Source organism: Vibrio sp. 10N.222.55.C6 (genome assembly GCF_041473395.1).
GTDB lineage: Bacteria > Pseudomonadota > Gammaproteobacteria > Enterobacterales > Vibrionaceae > Vibrio > Vibrio crassostreae_C.
This window is the reverse complement of sequence record NZ_JBFRSD010000002.1, coordinates 434,517-454,479: the sequence shown is the minus strand read 5'-3', so window position 1 is coordinate 454,479 and position 19,963 is coordinate 434,517. Positions and strand designations below refer to the sequence as shown.

At 45.5% G+C, this 19,963-nt stretch carries 17 protein-coding genes; 8 read left to right on the top strand and 9 right to left on the bottom strand.

What is annotated here, in order from left to right; genetic code table 11:
- Positions 1-136 precede the first annotated feature (136 nt).
- Both AB4486_RS03690 and AB4486_RS03685 read left to right on the top strand, forming a co-directional pair.
- Entirely contained in the window at positions 137-1,711 is a 1,575-nt protein-coding gene (locus tag AB4486_RS03690; RefSeq protein ID WP_372116505.1) for an ATP-binding cassette domain-containing protein, read from the top strand.
- Between the two features lie 115 nt (positions 1,712-1,826).
- Positions 1,827-3,065: a leucine-rich repeat-containing protein kinase family protein gene (locus AB4486_RS03685; RefSeq protein ID WP_372116503.1), complete on the top strand. Its 1,239-nt coding sequence runs from the start codon at positions 1,827-1,829 to the stop codon at positions 3,063-3,065.
- Positions 3,066-3,201: 136 nt separating this feature from the next.
- Here the strand turns inward: AB4486_RS03685 and AB4486_RS03680 are convergent, their stop codons facing one another.
- The 7 genes from AB4486_RS03680 to AB4486_RS03650 form a co-directional block, all read right to left on the bottom strand.
- Positions 3,202-3,651, bottom strand: a complete 450-nt coding sequence (locus tag AB4486_RS03680) for a hypothetical protein (RefSeq protein ID WP_102320512.1) — start codon at positions 3,649-3,651, stop codon at positions 3,202-3,204.
- Between the two features lie 68 nt (positions 3,652-3,719).
- Positions 3,720-4,034: a N(4)-acetylcytidine aminohydrolase gene (gene yqfB, locus AB4486_RS03675; protein WP_017063603.1), complete on the bottom strand. Its 315-nt coding sequence runs from the start codon at positions 4,032-4,034 to the stop codon at positions 3,720-3,722.
- A gap of 224 nt (positions 4,035-4,258) precedes the next feature.
- Positions 4,259-4,612, bottom strand: a complete 354-nt coding sequence (gene rplT / locus AB4486_RS03670) for a 50S ribosomal protein L20 (protein ID WP_004733517.1) — start codon at positions 4,610-4,612, stop codon at positions 4,259-4,261.
- Between the two features lie 42 nt (positions 4,613-4,654).
- Positions 4,655-4,849 (bottom strand): 50S ribosomal protein L35, encoded by a 195-nt coding sequence (gene rpmI, locus AB4486_RS03665; protein WP_004738430.1) that lies wholly within the window; start codon positions 4,847-4,849, stop codon positions 4,655-4,657.
- A gap of 104 nt (positions 4,850-4,953) precedes the next feature.
- A complete protein-coding gene (gene infC / locus AB4486_RS03660) occupies positions 4,954-5,505 on the bottom strand; it encodes a translation initiation factor IF-3 (RefSeq protein WP_076654893.1) in 552 nt (183 codons plus the stop codon).
- A 2-nt stretch (positions 5,506-5,507) separates the two neighbouring features.
- The gene (thrS, locus tag AB4486_RS03655; protein ID WP_017059786.1) at positions 5,508-7,436 is read right to left on the bottom strand and encodes a threonine--tRNA ligase; all 1,929 of its coding nucleotides are present in this window, start codon (positions 7,434-7,436) and stop codon (positions 5,508-5,510) included.
- Positions 7,437-7,820: 384 nt separating this feature from the next.
- Positions 7,821-8,564: a sporulation protein gene (locus AB4486_RS03650; RefSeq protein ID WP_016789246.1), complete on the bottom strand. Its 744-nt coding sequence runs from the start codon at positions 8,562-8,564 to the stop codon at positions 7,821-7,823.
- A gap of 181 nt (positions 8,565-8,745) precedes the next feature.
- Here AB4486_RS03650 and hutC point away from each other — a divergent pair, with 181 nt between their 5' ends.
- From hutC to AB4486_RS03620, 6 genes are all read left to right on the top strand, one after another.
- Positions 8,746-9,459, top strand: coding sequence for a histidine utilization repressor (hutC, locus tag AB4486_RS03645; protein WP_017072048.1), 714 nt, complete (start codon positions 8,746-8,748; stop codon positions 9,457-9,459).
- A gap of 113 nt (positions 9,460-9,572) precedes the next feature.
- On the top strand, positions 9,573-10,823 hold the full coding sequence (gene hutI / locus AB4486_RS03640; RefSeq protein ID WP_229647056.1) for an imidazolonepropionase: 1,251 nt from the start codon (positions 9,573-9,575) through the stop codon (positions 10,821-10,823).
- A complete protein-coding gene (hutG, locus tag AB4486_RS03635; RefSeq protein ID WP_372116501.1) occupies positions 10,810-11,838 on the top strand; it encodes a formimidoylglutamase in 1,029 nt (342 codons plus the stop codon). Before hutI ends, hutG begins: the two co-directional genes overlap by 14 nt.
- A gap of 78 nt (positions 11,839-11,916) precedes the next feature.
- Positions 11,917-13,611 (top strand): urocanate hydratase, encoded by a 1,695-nt coding sequence (hutU, locus tag AB4486_RS03630; RefSeq protein ID WP_372116499.1) that lies wholly within the window; start codon positions 11,917-11,919, stop codon positions 13,609-13,611.
- Positions 13,612-13,625: 14 nt separating this feature from the next.
- Positions 13,626-15,158: a histidine ammonia-lyase gene (gene hutH, locus AB4486_RS03625; RefSeq protein ID WP_048607477.1), complete on the top strand. Its 1,533-nt coding sequence runs from the start codon at positions 13,626-13,628 to the stop codon at positions 15,156-15,158.
- A 208-nt stretch (positions 15,159-15,366) separates the two neighbouring features.
- Complete coding sequence (locus tag AB4486_RS03620; RefSeq protein WP_016792117.1) at positions 15,367-16,092, top strand: DUF3581 domain-containing protein; 726 nt, start codon at positions 15,367-15,369, stop codon at positions 16,090-16,092.
- A 91-nt stretch (positions 16,093-16,183) separates the two neighbouring features.
- Here the strand turns inward: AB4486_RS03620 and AB4486_RS03615 are convergent, their stop codons facing one another.
- On the bottom strand, positions 16,184-16,645 hold the full coding sequence (locus AB4486_RS03615; RefSeq protein WP_017066183.1) for an isoprenylcysteine carboxylmethyltransferase family protein: 462 nt from the start codon (positions 16,643-16,645) through the stop codon (positions 16,184-16,186).
- Positions 16,646-16,711: 66 nt separating this feature from the next.
- Positions 16,712-19,747, bottom strand: coding sequence for an FAD-binding and (Fe-S)-binding domain-containing protein (locus AB4486_RS03610; protein ID WP_372116497.1), 3,036 nt, complete (start codon positions 19,745-19,747; stop codon positions 16,712-16,714).
- Positions 19,748-19,963: the final 216 nt, after the last annotated feature.

Genomic DNA, 19,963 nt, shown 5'->3' with positions numbered 1-19,963 from the left:
AATACCGCTTTCTCTCTTTCATTGGTAATCTATCTAAGTAACGCCTTTGGCGATCTGTTGTTAGCATCCAGCAGGAGCTTGCACAGAAAAGCGCCTCACCCCTTTTACTCGTTTACACGTAAAGGGAGGTATTTCTATGCCGACTATATTAGCCAATAATCTCTCATTCCAACTCGATACTGGTGAGTGGTTATTCAAAAACATCACCTTTAATTTGAGCACTCGCCTCACAGGCCTAGTCGGAAGAAATGGGGCTGGAAAGTCATTGTTACTTTCGTTGCTCGTTGGACAAAAACAGCCCACAACGGGCAGTGTTTCGCGCCAAGGTTCAATCGGCTTTTACTCTCAGTTACCATCAACGCTACTGGATACCAACATCACCATCGCTGACTTCTTAGGACTCACCGAAAAGTTAGAAGCGTTAAGCGCCATAGAACAAGGTAGCTGTGAACTGCAGCACTTCAATATCGTTGGCGATGATTGGGATTTAGAGGCGCGTACCCAGCAGTTGCTAGGTACATTAAAGATCACTCGTGATTTGAACACACTTTGTTGCTCTTTGAGTGGTGGACAACTCGCCCTGTTACAGCTTCATCAGCTATTCGTATCAAATAACGACATACTGATCCTCGATGAGCCTTCGAACCATTTGGATAACGACGGACGCAATTGGCTACTAGAACAATGCCAGTTGTTTGAAGGTAAGGTACTTGTCGTCAGCCATGATCGAAGCTTATTGATACAAATGGAAGGTATCTACCATCTCAACAGTTTGGGGTTACGTTTCTATAAAGGAAACTACGATGACTACTTCAAACAAATGTCGAATCAGGCCGATGCACTAGATAAACAGATTGCACATCACCAATCCGAAAAGAAACGACTGGAGCGCCAAGCTCAAGCTAATAAGGAAAAAGCACAGCAACGTGAGTCTCAAGGTAATCGACTTAGAAAGTCCGGTAGCCAACCCAAGATATTATTGGATGCGATGAAAGATAAAGCAGGACGAACGCAAGGAGCATCAGCCACTAGTCAAAAGAACTTAAAGGACCAAAACCAACATAAGCTTCAATCTCTTAAAGAACAAAAGGAACAACTAAAACCACAGGCCTTGTATCTACAACAGAGTAATAACAGTAAAAAGAGCTCTTTGTTAACCGTTGAAAACTGCCGCCTTATTTACGGCTCTGGTGCGCCAATCAGTTTCTCTTTATCACAAGGGGAACGGTGTTATCTAACCGGTGCTAACGGGTGTGGAAAGTCGACACTGTTAAAAGCGATTCACGGTCAACACGCCAATTATAAAGGCTCGATTAAGCGCTTAGGGGCGACCGTCTATTTGGATCAACACTTTGGCCTGTTAGACACCAACGATACGATGTTCGATAGTTTAATAACGCATAGCTTTGTATTAACAGAGAGCGACGCGCGAACACTGCTAGCGGGAATTGGATTCAGGCGTGACTCGGTATATCGAAAAGTCGATCACCTCAGTGGTGGCGAGAAAATGAAGCTGGCGATGTTGATCGTCAGCCATAAACAGGATGCCCCACTTCTTTTGCTTGATGAACCAGACAATCACTTGGACATAGACTCGAAGCAAATATTGGCTTCGGCTCTGCGTGAATACCAAGGCGCATTCATCTTGGTCAGTCATGATAGCGATTTTGTTGAGGAGGTCGGTGTTAGCCAAAACCATATACAGCTTTAACCTTCGTAAATTCGTTCACTGAGCTTAGTTAGGCGAGTATTCTTCCGGATACTCGCCTTTCTCGGTTGAGACAAGTAAACTACTCGCCTCGAACATCTATTCATAAGGCTAAGGTTTGCATACTCTAGAACAATTAAAATCAGGGCAACTTAAAGGTATTAAGCGTCTAAAACTATCAGAAGGTCTCACAGAGTTCCCTCTAGAAATCATAGAGCTTGCAGATTCTCTTGAGATCCTAGACCTTTCAGGTAATCAGCTGTCAGACCTACCAGCCGAGTTATCAAAGCTAACTAACCTGCGTATTATCTTCGCGTCGAATAACCTGTTTACGCACCTGCCTGATGTTCTAGGGTCACTTCCTAAGCTCGAAATGGTTGGCTTCAAAACCAACCAAATCAAAACCGTTAGCGAACAATCTCTGCCGACTCAACTACGTTGGTTAATCCTGACCGACAATGAGATTGAGGCCCTGCCTAGCTCACTAGGTGAAAGACCGCGACTACAGAAACTGGCATTGGCGGGTAACAAGATTCGCGTGTTACCAGAAAGCATGGAAAACCTATCCAACCTTGAGCTAGTTCGCCTGTCTGCAAACCAGTTGACTGAATTCCCAGAGTTCCTTATCAAGCTACCAAAACTGGCTTGGTTAGCGTTTGCGGGTAACCCGTTTTGCAAACACCCTAGCAGCTTAGATAGCGTGCCTGCGGTTAGCTCTCAAAGCTATTCACTGAATCAAGTACTTGGCCAAGGCGCATCTGGCGTGATCTCGCATGCAAGCTGGCTAAACAGCGACTTCGATTTTCCACAGGAAGTGGCGGTTAAAGTGTTTAAAGGCGAAGTCACCAGTGACGGCTACCCACATGATGAACTGGAAGCGTGCTTGCAGGCTGGACACCATAACAACTTGGTAAAATCTATCGCCCAAGTAGAGGAACAAGATTACCTAGCTTTGGTGATGGAACTCATTCCAAACAGCTACTACAACCTAGGGCTACCACCAACACTCGAGACTTGCACGCGTGATACTTTCCCAGAAGGTTTCGAACTTTCAATTGCTCAAATCAATAGCATTACAGAGCAGATGATTGATGTGTTTGAACACCTTCATGCCAATAAAGTCTCTCATGGTGATCTATACGCTCACAACACTTTAGTGAACGAACAAGGTCAGATGATCTTTGGTGACTTTGGCGCTGCGACTATCTACGGCTACCTAACTGAAGAACAGCAACAAGGTATTCGCCGAATTGAAGCACGTGCATTGAAGTACTTTATTGAAGACCTACTGACGATTTGTGCAAAGCAAGATCAAGACAGCGAGCTTTATAGTCAACTAGCGAACTTCAAAGCTTAATGGCTTAATGGCTTAATAGCGCGTTGATTAGAAGTACTCGGTCGAATTGAAAACAACAAAGCCAACATCACTGTTGGCTTTGTTGTTCTTGGAATATCACTAATTTTAATGGACAAGCAAGGTTGGCTAAAAGGGATTAACGCTCAGCCTGCACCAATTTCAGATACGAGTGCAGCTCACCATTTTTATATTCCACTGCAGAGTGAATATTAAGATCAGCACGAGCCACAACAGCAAACTGGTAGCGGTTCTCACCCTTCAGAATCTCGACGTGTAACAAACCATCTTTTAGTTGCCACTGCCCTGTTGTTTCAAATCGGTCGAACAAACGATATTCAATCAAAGAACCGTCAGCATTGAAGTGCACTTCAGTGATGTAACCGCCGGGACAGCTCTTCACCCAAACTCGATTCTCGATATCACTGACAATGAAGTCACGCTTGGTATCACGCCACGCTAGAAAGCCTTCGCTATCATAAAGAGCAATGTTGAGATCAGTTCTAGAAATTAACGGCTGCTCAGTTTGCTCACGACAATAAAGTTGGAGCAAAATTTTCTGAACTGTTTCATTCTGTAATTCATTCATTGTGACTTCTCTTTCTCATTGCTCTGCGTTAGACGCGGTATTGATCAACCAATTCTATTTAAAGCGGGCTACACAAGCTCGTAAGAAACCACATACAGCTGAGAGATACCTGGATAGATATCTTGAATCACGTCTTTCAGTACTTGCAGCGTCATGTTCTCTTGCTGAGCATGGAACTCACCTAAGTCATCAAATAGGATTGGTTCAACGCTGATGATCTTAAGATTACAGAACACACGGTCTTGCTCTAGCGTCGATACCTCCACAACACTACCTGGCTGGTAGTCGCGCTCAGATTCATCGCGAATAGTAATCGTCTTCTTGCCAGATAGGATGTCAGTTTCAAAACGTTCGAAGAACGTCATAGTAGTCGGTGCGGTCATTTATTTCGGTCGCTTAACATTTAAAGGTTAGGTAAATGTTTATATACCAGAATGCGTGTTCAAGCGAATAAAAATTAGGTGCGGGATGCGGGATGCGAGATGCGAGATGCGAGATGCGAGATGCGAGATGCGAGATGCGAGAGAGTATGGCAAAGCCAAATTACAGGCAATAAAAAAGGAGAACCGAAGTTCTCCTTTTCTTAAACCTTTAAGCTAACTCTAAATTATAGAGATGCTTTCGCTTTTTCAACTAGAACAGCAAATGCTGCTTTGTCGAATACTGCGATGTCAGCAAGAATCTTACGGTCGATCTCGATAGATGCTTTCTTTAGGCCATTGATGAAACGGCTGTAAGATAGACCATTTTGACGAGATGCCGCGTTGATACGTGCAATCCAAAGTTGACGGAATTGACGTTTCTTGTTGCGACGGTCACGGTAAGCGTATTGACCAGCTTTGGTAACTGCTTGGAAAGCTACGCGGTAAACACGTGAACGTGCTCCGTAGTAACCTTTAGCTTGTTTTAGAACTTTCTTATGACGTGCACGAGCTTGTACACCACGTTTTACGCGAGGCATTATGCTTCTCCTAAACTAAACGAATTTATAAACTAAAAAGAATTAAGCGTATGGCATCATACGTAGAACTTGAGCAACTTCACATTTAGGAAGGATCGAGTTCGGACGTAGCTGACGCTTGTTCTTAGTAGTACGCTTAGTCAGGATGTGACGTTTACCAGCGTGCTTAAACTTAATACCACCAGCAGTTTTCTGGAAACGCTTAGCAGCACCTTTGTTGGTTTTCATCTTAGGCATGATGAATAACTCCGCATTGTTGAGTTGTTAATAACATAGTAATTAGGGCGAATAAAACCCCGCAACCTGAGGCTGCAGGGTTCAATTACTTGCAAAGCCGTTAATTACTTCTTTTTAGGGGCCAACACCATGATCATCTGGCGACCTTCAATTCTCGTTGGGAAAGATTCGACTACTGCAAATTCTTCAGTATCCGCTTTCAAACGATTAAGAACGTCAACACCGATTTCTTGGTGAGCCATTTCGCGGCCACGGAAGCGAATTGTTACCTTCACTTTGTTGCCGTCTTCTAGGAAACCAGTCAGGTTGCGTAGTTTTACCTGATAGTCTCCAATATCAGTTCCAGGTCGGAATTTAATTTCCTTGATCTGAACCTGCTTTTGCTTCTTCTTCTGCTCTTTCGCAGCTTTGCTCTTCTCGAAGAGGAACTTACCGTAGTCCATCACACGACAAACTGGCGGCTCGGCGTTAGGGCTGATCTCTACAAGATCCATACCAGCTTCATTTGCAGCTTCCATCGCTTCAGCGATTGATACTACACCAACAGCTTCGCCGTCTGCGCCAGTTAGACGCACTTCACGAACGCCACGAATGTCACCGTTTAAACGGTGCTGGTTTTGTTTGGCCGGTTGTTGGCCACGTCTTCCGCCTTTAATAGCTATTCCTCCAGATTGAGCTTACGGCTTGAAACCTCGGCTTGGATGTATGAAATAAAGTCATCCACTTTAAATTTGCCAAGGTCCTTACCTTTACGTGTACGTACTGCAATTTCGCCGGCTTCCATTTCTTGGTCACCACACACAAGCATGAACGGTACACGTTTCAAAGTATGTTCGCGGATTTTAAAGCCAATCTTCTCATTTCTCAAGTCTGCTTTGACTCTAAATCCACTTTTTTGCAGTTTTTTCGTAATTTCTTGTACATATTCAGACTGTTTGTCTGTAATGCCCATTACAACTGCTTGTTCTGGCGCCAACCACGTTGGGAAGAAGCCAGCGTATTCTTCAATAAGAATACCAATGAAGCGTTCTAGTGAACCTAAAATCGCGCGGTGGATCATAACTGGCGTGTGACGCTCGTTATCTTCACCTACGTAAGTAGCACCTAAACGTTCTGGTAATGCAAAATCGAGCTGCACTGTACCACATTGCCAAGCGCGGTCCAAACAATCATGCAAAGTAAATTCAATCTTAGGTCCGTAGAACGCACCCTCGCCTTCTTGAATCTCGTATGCAATGTCCATTGCCTCTAGCGCTTGCTTAAGGTCAGCCTCTGCACGGTCCCACATTTCGTCTGAACCTACACGCTGTTCTGGACGAGTAGATAGCTTAACAACGATGCTTTCGAAGCCGAAAGTTGTGTAAGTATCGTAAACCATTTCAATACAAGCTTTAACTTCTTGTTGAACTTGGTCTTCAGTACAGAATACGTGAGCATCATCTTGAGTGAAGCCACGAACACGCATAATGCCGTGAAGTGCGCCAGACGGCTCGTTACGGTGACATGAGCCGAACTCAGCCATACGTAGCGGTAGATCACGGTAAGATTTCAAACCTTGGTTGAAGATTTGAACGTGACCAGGACAGTTCATTGGCTTGATAGCGTATTCACGGTTCTCTGAAGAAGTAGTGAACATCGCTTCAGCGTACTTATCCCAGTGACCAGAGCGTTCCCAAAGAACACGGTCCATCATTAATGGGCCTTTAACTTCTTGGTAATCGTACTCAGTCAGTTTTTGACGAATAAATACTTCTAGCTCACGGAAGATAGTCCAACCGTTGTGGTGCCAGAACACCATGCCTGGTGCTTCTTGCTGCATGTGGAATAGGTCAAGCGCTTTACCGATTTTACGGTGGTCACGTTTAGCCGCTTCTTCTAGGCGCACAAGGTGAGCTTTAAGTGCCTTCTTGTCGTGGAATGCAGTGCCGTAGATACGTTGAAGCATCTTGTTGTCACTGTTACCACGCCAGTATGCACCCGCTACGTTAAGTAGAGTGAAGTGCTGGCAGAAGCTCATGTTAGGCACGTGTGGACCACGACACATATCGATGTATTCTTCGTGATGGTACAGGCCTGGACGATCGTCTTTAGAAACGTTCTCGTCCAAGATTTCAATCTTGTAAGTCTCGCCGCGAGCTTCGAATGCGTCGCGCGCTTCCTGCCAGCTAACTTTCTTCTTAACAACCTGGTATTTGGTCTTCGCTAGCTCTTTCATGCGCTTTTCGATCTTTTCTAGATCGTCTTGCGTTAGAGAGTGCTCAAGATCGATATCGTAGTAGAAACCGTTATCGATAGTAGGACCGATCGCCATTTTCGCTTCTGGAAAAAGCTGCTTAACCGCGTGGCCTAAAAGGTGAGCACAAGAGTGACGAACGATTTCAAGGCCATCAACTTCATCTTTAGCTGTGATGATTTCTAGGCTTGCATCGTTTTCGATAAGATCACAAGCATCAACACGCTCGCCGTCTACACGACCAGCAATGGTAGCTTTCGCAAGACCAGGACCGATTGATAGGGCAACATCTAGAGTTGATACAGGGTTGTCAAATTGACGCTGACTACCGTCAGGAAGAGTAATAATTGGCATTATTTGTCCTTTACAGTGGTGTTGCACACCAAGCAACACATGAAAATGTTTAATATATGTCTTTCAATCAACGAGTACGCTGATTGGGGATATATGCATAATAAATATACCCACATAGAAGCAAATACAGATGCCACATCTGTGAGTAGCCGAACATTGTAACGAAATTATATGAAATGACAATGTTAGTCCCACAGCGCCACAAAAACTACGTAACTTAAATGTCTCTTCTATATAGGACCTTTTAACACCCTAAGCTAACGTTCAATGATTGGTTCTTTGTCTCTATTTACAAACAAAAAAGCCGAACGGATAAGTTCGGCTTTAGAAATCGTACTGTCTTGTCTCTATTAATAGAAAAAGCGACTACTAACAGAAAGGGAACTACGCACTCATGATTCTTGATACAGCGTTGCGAATGTCTGAATCGGCAGCGTTCGCAGGCAAGCTGAATGAGATGTATTGATCGCCACGGAAGCTCATTGAGCGATCGATTTCTGCTAGGCAGTGAACCATTGAACCTTCAACGATGAATGACAGCTCGATTTCTTTATTATTCATAAAGCCACCACTGCGAAATTCAATCTCTTGGTAACAGCCCGAACGAGAAGCAAAGCTGTTGCCTTTTAAGAAGCCCTTCTCTACGTCTGCTTTCACCATTGCCATGCCCGATGCTTCCACACCTTGGATAATTTTAGCGACTGTTGGCAGTGGATGAACGGAGATAAAGTCACGGTCTTTAGGATCAATCGCAAAGCCGATATCTAGGTTGGTTTCAACCCACACATGGCATTGGTTCATTTGTGCGTTCAACGCGGTGACTGGTGTTTCATCATTTAACTTAAGACGGAACGGCACCAATTTGGTTTCACCCGGTTGGATCACAAATGGTTCTACCGCTTGAATACGACCCAACGAAAAGGTTTCGTAGCTGGTGCTATCTTCCGTTTCTACTTTTACTTCTGTGTTGAGAACCAAGTTGATCAGGTCGATTTGTTGCTCAACGTCACCACCAACAATGTGAACATTGCCAGACAACTCTCCACCTTGGAAAACTTCAATATTATCTAAGACAGTATCAACCTTTGCTGCACCGATGCCCAACGAGGCCTTTAATTTCTTAAACATATTATTTCCCTTTCTAATTATCTGATTTACGAATAGTTATTGCGTGACAATTTGCGACACTTGCCTCACAGAATCAAGCAATTTGCCCCATCTATGTTGAATAAGGTCACATTGCCCGAGGAAATGTTGAAATCGTGAAAAATTCCGTTACTCTATTTGTATAGTCAAATAAGGTTTCATTATGTCGAAAGCGCCGCTCTACCTTCAGATAAAACAGTTCATAGACGATAATATCAACAGTGGTCACTGGCCAGTGGGTTACCAGATAACCACAGAACTCGAACTCACAGAGCAGTTCAATGTGAGTCGAATGACGGTCAATAAAGCCATTCGAGATCTTGTGTCTGAAGGCAAACTCATCAGGAAGCCAAGGCTAGGTACTTTTGTTTGTGAACCAGACGAAAAAGCGCAATCTCCGCTGCTTGATATCAACAACATCGCACAAGAGATCAAAGACCGAGGTCAAACGTATGCTAGCCAGGTTATCAAGCACAAGAGCATCAAGGCAGATGAAAGCACCGCGACACGGTTAGGTGTGATGATCAATGCCGAAGTATTCTATAGTGAAATCATCCACTTTGCTGACAACACACCGATTCAATTGGAAGCGCGCTGGGTGAACTCGCAAGCCGCACCAAAATACCTAGAGCAAGACTTTTCAACCTCTACACCCAATGAATACCTTTCAAAAAGCTGCCCGTTGAGTGCAATCGAGCACACGGTTGAAGCCATTATTCCTGACTCTCAAATCAGAACGTCACTAAAGCTATCTGAATCAGAACCTTGCCTACTTTTGAATAGAAGAACATGGAGTAAAGAGCGCCTCATCAGCTTTGCATTGCTCTACCATCCTGGTTCTAAGTACAAATTAAGCTCCAAGATACTTCTAAATTAAAGAACATCATCCTGATCGCCGATCACATTTTTGCAACATCGACTTGATTCGGGTCAGCGTTTAGCCTATTTATTTGTATATACATTTAATGTTTAGCAAAGATCTAGGTGATTATGAATTTGATCCTCAAAAATGCACGAGTGGTCTCCATGAGCTCGGGAGTCGACGGTTATCAGCCCTCTTCCCCTCAAGATATCGTTATCGAAAGCGGTAAAATCGTGTCCATCTCTTGTTCAAACCAAGGCGCACTTGCTTCTGAGTTAGAACAAGTACGTGTTGATGGTTCTTTGGATTACGTCACCTATGACTGCAAGAACAAGCTAGTGACACCCGGATTAATTGATTGCCACACTCACCTCGTATTTGCGGGTAATCGTGCCAATGAATTTGAGCAGCGTTTGAATGGTGTGTCTTACACCGACATCGCCAAGCAAGGCGGCGGCATTCTAGCGACAGTCACTGCAACACGCGCAGCGCAAGAGTCTGAGCTGGTTGAAATGGCATTACCGAGACTTGATGGCCTACTAAGAAGTGGCGTAACCAGCATCGAAGTAAAATCTGGCTATGGTTTAACACTTGATGATGAACTCAAAATGTTACGCGCAGCCAAAGCTTTAGAGAATCATCGCCGAATTAAGATCACCACTACTCTCCTTGCAGCGCATGCTGTGCCACCCGAATACAAAGAGCAACCGGACAGCTATATCGATCTGGTTTGCCAAGAGATCATTCCTAAAGCTGCAGAGCAAGGGCTCGCCGATGCAGTTGACGTGTTTTGCGAATCTATCGGCTTCAACCTAGAACAAACCGAACGTGTATTTGCAGCAGCCAAAGCACATGGCCTCGCGATTAAAGGCCACACTGAACAACTTTCGAATATGGGTGGCAGCGCGCTTGCAGCTAAATACGGCGCACTCTCTGTTGACCATGTTGAATACCTTGATGAAACCGGAGTAAAAGCACTGGCAGAATCAGGCACAGTTGCCACCTTGCTACCCGGTGCTTTCTACTTCCTGAAAGAGACTCAACAGCCACCTATTGCTTTACTTCGTGAACACAAAATCCCAATGGCGATCGCGACCGACCTAAACCCCGGCACATCTCCCTTTGCAGACTTAACGCTGATGATGAACATGAGCTGCACCCTGTTTGGTACGACGCCTGAAGAAGCGCTACGCGGTGTAACTTGTAACGCGGCGGCTGCCATTGGTAAGTCACAAACCAAAGGCAAAGTCGAAATCGGTTATGCCGCAGATTTGGCTATCTGGAACATCGACCACCCTGCAGATCTAAGCTATCAAGTCGGTGTTCCTCACCTGCATAAACGCATTGTTAATGGCGAGGTGTGTCATGACTCAATCTAAATCCAACGGTATCCAAGAGAACGCAACAACCGTGCATAACTTTGTGTGGACCGGACGTAATGATCTTGAAGATGGCGCACTCGGTACTCGCGTTCATCACATTACCAAGCAAGTGCAAAGTAGTGAGTTAAGTGACAAGCTGACTGACGGTGATATCGCCTTGGTAGGCTTTGCCAGCGATGCCGGTGTTGCAAGAAATAAAGGACGCGTGGGCGCGAAACAAGCACCTAACTTGATACGCCAAGCGTTGGCGAATATGGCTTGGCACAGTGACGCACACATCGCCGATCTTGGTGATATCGAGTGCAATGATGGTCAATTAGAAGTCAGCCAAAAACAGTGTGCTTCTGTGATTGCCAATGCCTTAGCAACCAACAAAGTGATTACCCTTGGCGGTGGTCACGAGGTGGCTTGGGCAACGTTCCAAGGTCTCGCTGAGCACCTAAATAAAATTCAATCAGAACACAATCCTAAGATCGGCATCGTTAATTTTGATGCTCACTTTGATCTTCGTGAATTTGAAAGCGACATCACCGATGTTAAACCGAGCTCCGGCACGCCTTTTAACCAGATCAGTGATTACTGCCACGCACATCAGTGGCCGTTTCATTACGCTTGTCTTGGTGTGAGTGCCGCCAGCAATACCAAAGCGCTGTTTAACAAAGCTGACCAACTGGGCGTGTGGTATGAACACGACCGCAACATGACCCAAGTGAATCAAGTCGCTCAACTGATCAAGTTACAAAAATTCATCGCTGAGTGTGATTATCTCTATCTCACCATTGATCTCGATGTTTTCCCCGCAGCTACTGCGCCGGGCGTAAGTGCACCAGCGGCAAGAGGCGTGAGCTATGAAGCACTCGCTCCTTTTCTAGAACAGATTTTCCAACACAGTAAAAAACTCATTATCGCGGACATTGCAGAATATAACCCGGACTACGACGTCGATGGCCAAACGGCTCGATTGGCAGCTCGTTTGTGTTGGGATATTGCCAGTGCAATGGCCAGCGACTAATCCAGCTATACCGATAACTACAACTACAACTACAACTACAACTACAACGATATAACGTGAAACAGAAGGAATTCCAAAATGACGGAACACCACAACAGTGACCCTCGTCTCGACACGACTCGCGAAATTCGCGCACCTCATGGCACCACTTTGCGCGCTAAATCTTGGTTAACAGAAGCACCACTGCGTATGCTGATGAACAACCTAGACCCTGATGTGGCAGAACACCCACATGCACTGGTTGTTTATGGCGGTATTGGTCGCGCTGCGCGTGATTGGAAATGTTATGACAAGATAGTGGAAGTATTGGAGCGTTTAGAGGACGACCAAACCTTACTTGTTCAATCAGGTAAACCTGTGGGCGTGTTCCCGACTCATAAAAACGCACCTCGCGTACTGATCGCTAACTCGAACCTTGTTCCACACTGGGCGAACTGGGAACACTTCAACGAGCTCGATAAAGAAGGCTTGATGATGTACGGCCAAATGACAGCAGGCAGCTGGATTTACATTGGTTCACAAGGCATCGTTCAAGGTACTTACGAAACCTTTGTCGCGATTGCCAGGAAGCACTTCCAAGGTGAAGCGAAGGGCAAATGGGTTCTAACGGGTGGTCTTGGTGGCATGGGCGGCGCTCAACCTCTTGCTGCCACGATGGCTGGCTTCTCAATGATCGCCGTGGAGTGTGATGAATCACGAATCGACTATCGTTTACGTACTGGCTATGTAGACAAAAAAGCCACCAGCTTAGATGAAGCGATGGCAATGATTAAAGAGTCAGACACGCCAATATCTGTTGGCTTATTAGGTAACGCCGCAGACGTCTTCCCAGAGTTAGTTGAACGCAATATCACACCTGATGTGGTGACTGACCAAACATCTGCCCACGATCCTCTTAACGGCTACTTGCCGCAAGGTTGGACGATGGAGAAAGCCGCACAAGAGCGCTCCATTGATGAAGCAAAAGTGGTGAAAGCCGCTAAGCAATCTATGGCGATTCAAGTACAAGCGATGTTAGACCTGCAATACCGCGGCGCAGCGACCGTGGATTACGGTAATAACATTCGCCAAATGGCACTGGAAGAAGGCGTAGAAAACGCGTTTGATTTCCCAGGTTTCGTTCCGGCTTATATTCGACCTTTATTCTGCGAAGGTATTGGTCCTTTCCGTTGGGCGGCACTATCTGGTGACCCAGAAGACATCTACAAAACAGACCAAAAAGTAAAAGAACTGATTCCAGACAACCCACATCTACATAACTGGCTAGATATGGCGCGTGAACGCATTCAGTTCCAAGGCCTGCCAGCGCGTATTTGTTGGGTTGGCTTGAAAGATCGTGAACGCTTAGGCCAAGCATTCAATGAAATGGTGAAAAATGGCGAACTGAAAGCACCAGTTGTTATCGGTCGTGACCACCTAGATTCAGGTTCAGTAGCAAGCCCGAACCGCGAAACAGAAGGCATGATGGATGGATCAGATGCCGTATCAGATTGGCCTCTATTGAATGCCCTTCTGAACACAGCGGGCGGCGCAACTTGGGTTTCTTTGCACCACGGTGGTGGCGTTGGTATGGGCTTCTCGCAACACTCAGGCATGGTGATTTGTTGTGACGGCAGTGAAGATGCATCACAGCGTATTGCTCGCGTACTTCACAATGACCCAGCAACCGGCGTTATGCGTCATGCTGATGCAGGTTACGATATTGCCAAGCAATGTGCCAAAGAGCAGAAGCTTGATTTACCTATGCTAAACGAAGAACTTCGTCGCCTTTAATGTCTGGAGAGAACATGTTGAACTTATTACTTAAGCCAGGACTTCTTGGCCTATCTGAACTTCGAAAAATCAGCCGTAGCCCTGTGAACTTATCACTCGATCCTGCAGCAATCCCGGATATCGAAGCGAGCATGCAAGTTGTCGAACAAGTGATTGCTGAAGACCGCACTGTGTATGGCATCAACACGGGTTTTGGCTTATTAGCAAACACCAAGATTGCGCCTGAAGATCTCGAAGTTCTACAGAAAAGTATCGTACTTTCTCACGCTGCGGGCATTGGCAAGTTCATGTCTGATGAAACCGTACGCTTGATGATGGTATTGAAGATTAACAGCTTGTCTCGCGGTTACTCTGGTATCCGCCTCAAAGTGATTAACGCTCTTATCGATCTTGTGAACGCGCAGGTTTACCCGTGTGTTCCACAAAAAGGATCAGTAGGCGCATCTGGAGATCTTGCTCCCCTCGCCCACATGAGTACCGTTCTGCTAGGTGAAGGCCAAGCACGCCACAACGGCAAGATCATCACTGGCTTAGAAGCAATGCAGATCGCAGGTCTTGAACCAATCACACTTGCGCCGAAAGAAGGCTTAGCGCTGTTAAACGGCACACAAGCATCGACTGCCTTTGCATTAGAAGGTCTGTTCGCAGCGGAAGACTTGTTTGCGTCTGCAACCGTATGTGGTGCAATGTCTGTTGAAGCTGCACTGGGTAGTCGTCGTCCGTTTGACCCTCGAATTCATCGCGTTCGTGGTCATCGTGGTCAAATGGATGCCGCGCTTGCTTATCGCCATATGCTTGATCAAAAGAGTGAGATTGGTGAATCACACACTTGCTGTGAAAAGGTTCAAGACCCTTACTCGTTGCGCTGTCAGCCTCAAGTGATGGGTGCCTGTTTACAGCAAATTCGTAATTCAGCAGAAACGTTAAACGTTGAAGCGAACTCGGTATCGGATAACCCACTGGTATTTGCTGAAGACGGCGACATTATTTCAGGTGGTAACTTCCACGCAGAACCTGTGGCAATGGCAGCGGATAACCTAGCACTTGCGATTGCAGAAATTGGTAGCCTTTCTGAACGAAGAATGGCACTGCTGATTGATAGCGCACTAAGCAAACTTCCACCTTTCTTAGTCGATAACGGCGGCGTTAACTCAGGCTTTATGATTGCTCAAGTAACGTCTGCTGCTCTGGCAAGCGAGAATAAAACACTGGCACACCCAGCTTCAGTAGACAGCCTTCCAACATCGGCAAACCAAGAAGATCATGTATCTATGGCAACCTTTGCGGGGCGTCGACTGCGTGACATGGCAGAAAACACCCGTGGCATCTTGGCTGTTGAATACTTAGCAGCAGCACAAGGCTTGGATTTTAGAGCACCAAATCTCTCTTCTCCTCGAGTAGAAGAAGCAAAACAGATACTGCGCGAGAAAGTCAGCTTCTACGACAAAGATCGCTACTTCTCACCAGATATCGAGCAAGCTAACTTATTGCTCAAATTGTCTGTACACAACCACTTAATGCCTGAAGGTATTTTGTGTAGCTTCTGAGTCGTGAAATAACACGTCATATAAACAAGGGCTATCGATTAGCCCTTGTTGCATTGAGCCAGTCACCATATCCCCTGTAAAACTGCCACATACCATCCAACGTATTTATCTAATTGACTGATATATAAGCAAAGTTAACTGGATAGACCATTAGATCGAAGTTAGTTAGCTATAATCCACCCCAGATTTGATGACTAATAGCGATACTATGTTTCTGACACCTTACTTTTCTACTGAAGACAATCAATTTCAATTCACTCGTGAACAAGCTAGCCACTTTGCTAAAAAAGTAGCTGCTGACTTCAACCCAATTCACGATGAAGACAACAAGCGCTTCTGCGTGCCTGGCGATCTTTTGTTTGCAGTTCTTCTGCAGAAAGAAGGCATCAGCCAAAAAATGCGTTTTGATTTTTCAGGTATGGTGGGTAACGGTATTGCGCTTAGCGTTGACAACAAATGTGAGAAAGAAAGCTCACTGGTTGACGAGAAAGGCAAAGAGTACCTACACATGTCTTGTGAAGGTGAAAAGAGCCACGACCAAGCATTCATCGAGCACGTGGTAACAAACTACGTTAAGTTCTCTGGCATGAACTTCCCACACATCATGGTTCCTCTTATGGAAGAACAACAAATGATGATCAACTGCCAACGTCCTCTAGTGATTTACGAGAGCATGGAAGTTGAATTTACTCGCCTAGACCTGTCTCACCCAGAAGTTGAATTCTCTGGCGCGACTTTTGATGTTGAAGGCAAACGTGGCATCGTGACCCTGAACTTCGATTTCAAAGAAGACGGCGAAGTAGTAGGTAAAGGCGTGAAGCGTATGGTAGCAAGTGGCCTTAAGCCATACGACCAAGCTTCTGTAGACGACCTAGTAAACCGCTTCAACGAGCGCAAAGAGATGTTTCTAGCTCAGTTCACAGCCGCTGCTTAATCAGCTCTAGAACAAGATCAATAAAGCCCAGCTTGATAATCTCAAGCTGGGCTTTTTTATTTCGATTACTAAGCCAGCACTCAAATCATCACTAAATCCAGCGTCTAACCTTTTGTTTGTAATCAACATATTCTGCGCCGAATAATTGTTCTAGTGCTCGCTCTTCGGGTTTGATTTGGAAGTAATTCATGTAGATTACGAAGCCAAAGCTAAGTAGTACACTGAAGATATTCTGGAAGAAGTAGCCAAAGCAAAATAGCAGGATGAACAACCCTAAGTACATTGGGTTTCGCGTGTAGCCAAAAATTCCACTGTCCACGACGGCTGAAGCGGTTTCTACTTTGATCGGGTTAACGGTGGTTTTCTGTTTTCGAAATTCCAATATACCGGATATTCCGATCACACCACTCAATGTGACTCCGATTCCTAACACAATCATTCCATAAGGCAATGCCAGTGTCCCTTGGCTCAACTGTTGAGCGCAGAAGTATGATGCTACGAATACAATAATGAACAGTGCAACTGGTGGTACTTTTAATTCTAGAAATTTCATACTTTTCCTTATTAACATTCCTTTGTTAGTTTAGAAAAAAGCCCAGCAATTGCTGGGCTAAATGTATTAGAGAATTTTTGCTAGCGCCTGTAATGGGTGAGCAAGCTTCTCACCTTCAAAACGCTTCACTTGGCTGCGGCAAGAATAGCCCGTCACCAAGCAACGATCTTTTGGTAAGTCCTGCATTTGAGGCTTCCAGCTTAAACCATATATGTCTTTCGACATTTGTAGCTTATCGACTTCGTGGCCGAAAGTTCCCGCCATACCACAACAGCCGACAGGAACGCTGGTTAACGCCGCCCCAAAGTGTTTGAAGATAGTACCCCACTCTTTTTCAGCGTTCGGCATTTTGGTTTTCTCAGTACAGTGAGCAAACAAGTACCACATATCTTCACTTGCTGAGCGTGCTTCGAACTCACCTAGCGATGGCATTAACCATTCATGCACAGTAAGTACATCAAAGTCGCCGCGCTTGTCACCTAAGATCTCGACGTATTCATCGCGGTAACAAAGCACAAGAGCAGGATCAACACCGACCAAAGGAATTCCGATATCCGCCACCATCGACAAGAAATCCGAAGTCGATTTCGCCTCACGTGCAAAACGATTTAAGAAGCCCTTGATGTGCAACGCTTTACCATTCGGTTTGAACGGCAGCAGTACCGGAGTTTTGCCAAGTTTTTGAGCCAGAGTGACAAAGTCTTCAATCACCTCGGCATCATAGAAGCTGGTAAACGGGTCTTGAACGATCAGCACATGCTGTTTCTTCTGTTCAGAAGACAAGCCTTCTAAATACTGTAAATCGAAGAGTTGCAGCTCTTTACTCGCTAGACGATTTTTGAGCGTAGGCACCGACATCAATGGTGCATCAACATAACCGACCGTTTTAGCTGTTGCCGTTTGGATCCACTTTTGACCCAATGCAGCGTTGACTACTTTTGGCGCTTTCGCCATCAGCGGCAGCATGGTTTCAATGTTGGCAACTAGATAATCTTTTGCAGGGCGCTGGTAACGCGAGTAGTAGATGTTCAAGAATCGAGAACGGAAACTTGGTACATCGACTTTGATCGGACATTGACTCGCACACGCTTTACACGCCAAACAACCGTTCATCGCCTCATGAACTTCATGCGAGAAATCGTACTCATGGCGTTTGTTCATCGTATTGCGAACACGCTCAATCATAGTCTTAACGGGTGTGTTGTCTTTCAACGCTTCTTGCTCAAGGTCGAGAATATCAACGCCTTGTTCAGTCAGTTGACGCAACCACTCTCTTACCAAGCCTGCGCGGCCTTTGGGTGAGTGACGTCGGTCAGCCGTAACTTTCATTGAAGGACACATTGGCGAGCTAGTATCGTAGTTGAAACACAAGCCGTTACCGTTACATTCCATTGCTTGCTTGAAGCTGTCACGAACTTGTACGTCGATCTGACGGTCGTAGAAACCACGCTTGGTATCGGTGACTTTCACCAATTCAGCGTCACTTTCTAAAGGCGTACAGATCTTGCCTGGGTTCATCTTGTTGTGCGGGTCGAATGCTGCTTTAATACGTCTTAATTCGGTAAACAGCTCTTCACCAAAGAAGTCTGGGCCATACTCAGAACGGAAACCTTTACCGTGCTCGCCCCACATTAAACCGCCGTATTTCGCCACCAGCTTAACCACTTCATCAGAGACTTCATGCATCAATGCTTCTTGCATCGGGTCACACAGATCCAATGCTGGACGAACGTGTAATACGCCCGCGTCAACGTGACCAAACATGCCGTAATTCAACTCTTTTGAATCGAGTAACACTCTAAATTCAGAGATGAAATCCGCGAGGTTTTCTGGTGGTACACAAGTATCTTCAGCAAAAGCGACTGGCTTAGCTCGGCCTTTCGCCGCACCTAACAGACCCACTGCTTTCTTACGCATGTTGTAGATTCGGCCAATGCTCGCCAAATCGCTACAAACTTGAAAACCAATCACGCCGGCTTCTTCGCTTTCAACCATGGTTTCAAGGCGTGCAGTCAGCGCTTGAACTTGCTGTTCAACTTCCGCTTCATCTTGGCCTGCAAACTCAACCATGTTGATGCCAAGCATCTCTTTGTTCGGAACATCAGTCAGCAAATCGCTCACGGTGTGCCAAACGATGTCTTGCTTCGCTAGGTTCAATACTCTTGAATCTACCGTTTCAACAGACAGTGCTTTCGCTTCCACCATGAACGGCGCATTACGCAGCGCAGAATCAAACGTGTTGTATTTCACGTTAACCAGTGTGCGCGCTTTTGGAATCTTGGTTAGGTTTAACTTTGCTTCCGTGATGAATGCTAAAGAACCTTCAGCGCCACATAGAACGCGAGTTAGGTCAAAGCTGTCATCTTGTTCGTTGATTGCATTCTTTAGGTCATAGCCTGTTAAGAAGCGATTCAGCGGAGGGAATTTATCTAAGATTTGAGCGCGTTTGTCTCGACAAACCGCCTCTGTCACCGTAAGTGCATGGTGAGCGAATTCACCCTCTACAGGTAAGCCGTGTGATAAATCAGATTCTAGACATGAACCATCTGCGAACACCGCTTGCAGCGACAATACATGGTCAGACGTTTTGCCGTACTTCAATGACCCTTGGCCCGAAGCATCGGTATTGATCATGCCACCCAAGGTTGCTCGGTTACTGGTAGAAAGGTCTGGAGAGAAAAAGTAACCATAAGGGCGAACAGCGTCGTTCAATTGATCTTTAACGACACCAGACTGAACTCTTACCCAGGCCTCTTTCTCGTTAATCTCAAGAACCTTATTCATGTATCGCGACAGGTCAACCACGACACCTTTTGTTAAAGATTGTCCGTTGGTTCCGGTACCGCCGCCACGAGGGGAAAAAGTCACGCGTTCGTAAGCGGATTTAGAAACCACTTTACCGATAAGCACAACGTCTTGCGTTGTTTTAGGAAGGATGACCGCCTGCGGCAATTGCTGATAGACACTATTATCAGTCGCCACAGCCAAACGGCTAGAATATTGAGATTCAATGTCGCCAGTAAAGCCCGCTGTTTTTAGTTCATCTAAAAAGCGTACGACAACTGGATCGACATCAGCATTGAGTTGAAGTCTTGGTAACATTTGCTTCCTGCCCCTACTTCGCTGATCCTATCAGCATTGGGTTATCTGAGATTTATAATAATTTTCTTTGAATTTCGTCACTTTACTACTATTAAGATCATATAAAAAGGTGATCAAATCAGAATCTCAGTGCAAGAATGGAGAAATAGTCACTTTCGTCTTAATTCAGTAACAATATACTGAATAACATTTTGTTTAAGACATCTCCACGAGCAC

Excerpts from the sequence above, each read along its gene's own strand:
- AB4486_RS03650 (WP_016789246.1), bottom strand. The coding sequence starts at position 8,564 with ATGTTTAAGAAATTAAAGGCCTCGTTGGGCATCGGTGCAGCAAAGGTT.
- hutC (WP_017072048.1), top strand. The coding sequence starts at position 8,746 with ATGTCGAAAGCGCCGCTCTACCTTCAGATAAAACAGTTCATAGACGAT.
- hutI (WP_229647056.1), top strand. The coding sequence starts at position 9,573 with ATGAATTTGATCCTCAAAAATGCACGAGTGGTCTCCATGAGCTCGGGA.
- yqfB (WP_017063603.1), bottom strand. The coding sequence starts at position 4,034 with ATGACCGCACCGACTACTATGACGTTCTTCGAACGTTTTGAAACTGAC.
- hutU (WP_372116499.1), top strand. The coding sequence starts at position 11,917 with ATGACGGAACACCACAACAGTGACCCTCGTCTCGACACGACTCGCGAA.
- AB4486_RS03680 (WP_102320512.1), bottom strand. The coding sequence starts at position 3,651 with ATGAATGAATTACAGAATGAAACAGTTCAGAAAATTTTGCTCCAACTT.
- thrS (WP_017059786.1), bottom strand. The coding sequence starts at position 7,436 with ATGCCAATTATTACTCTTCCTGACGGTAGTCAGCGTCAATTTGACAAC.
- rpmI (WP_004738430.1), bottom strand. The coding sequence starts at position 4,849 with ATGCCTAAGATGAAAACCAACAAAGGTGCTGCTAAGCGTTTCCAGAAA.
- rplT (WP_004733517.1), bottom strand. The coding sequence starts at position 4,612 with ATGCCTCGCGTAAAACGTGGTGTACAAGCTCGTGCACGTCATAAGAAA.
- hutG (WP_372116501.1), top strand. The coding sequence starts at position 10,810 with ATGACTCAATCTAAATCCAACGGTATCCAAGAGAACGCAACAACCGTG.
- AB4486_RS03610 (WP_372116497.1), bottom strand. The coding sequence starts at position 19,747 with ATGTTACCAAGACTTCAACTCAATGCTGATGTCGATCCAGTTGTCGTA.
- hutH (WP_048607477.1), top strand. The coding sequence starts at position 13,626 with ATGTTGAACTTATTACTTAAGCCAGGACTTCTTGGCCTATCTGAACTT.
- AB4486_RS03690 (WP_372116505.1), top strand. The coding sequence starts at position 137 with ATGCCGACTATATTAGCCAATAATCTCTCATTCCAACTCGATACTGGT.
- AB4486_RS03615 (WP_017066183.1), bottom strand. The coding sequence starts at position 16,645 with ATGAAATTTCTAGAATTAAAAGTACCACCAGTTGCACTGTTCATTATT.
- AB4486_RS03620 (WP_016792117.1), top strand. The coding sequence starts at position 15,367 with ATGTTTCTGACACCTTACTTTTCTACTGAAGACAATCAATTTCAATTC.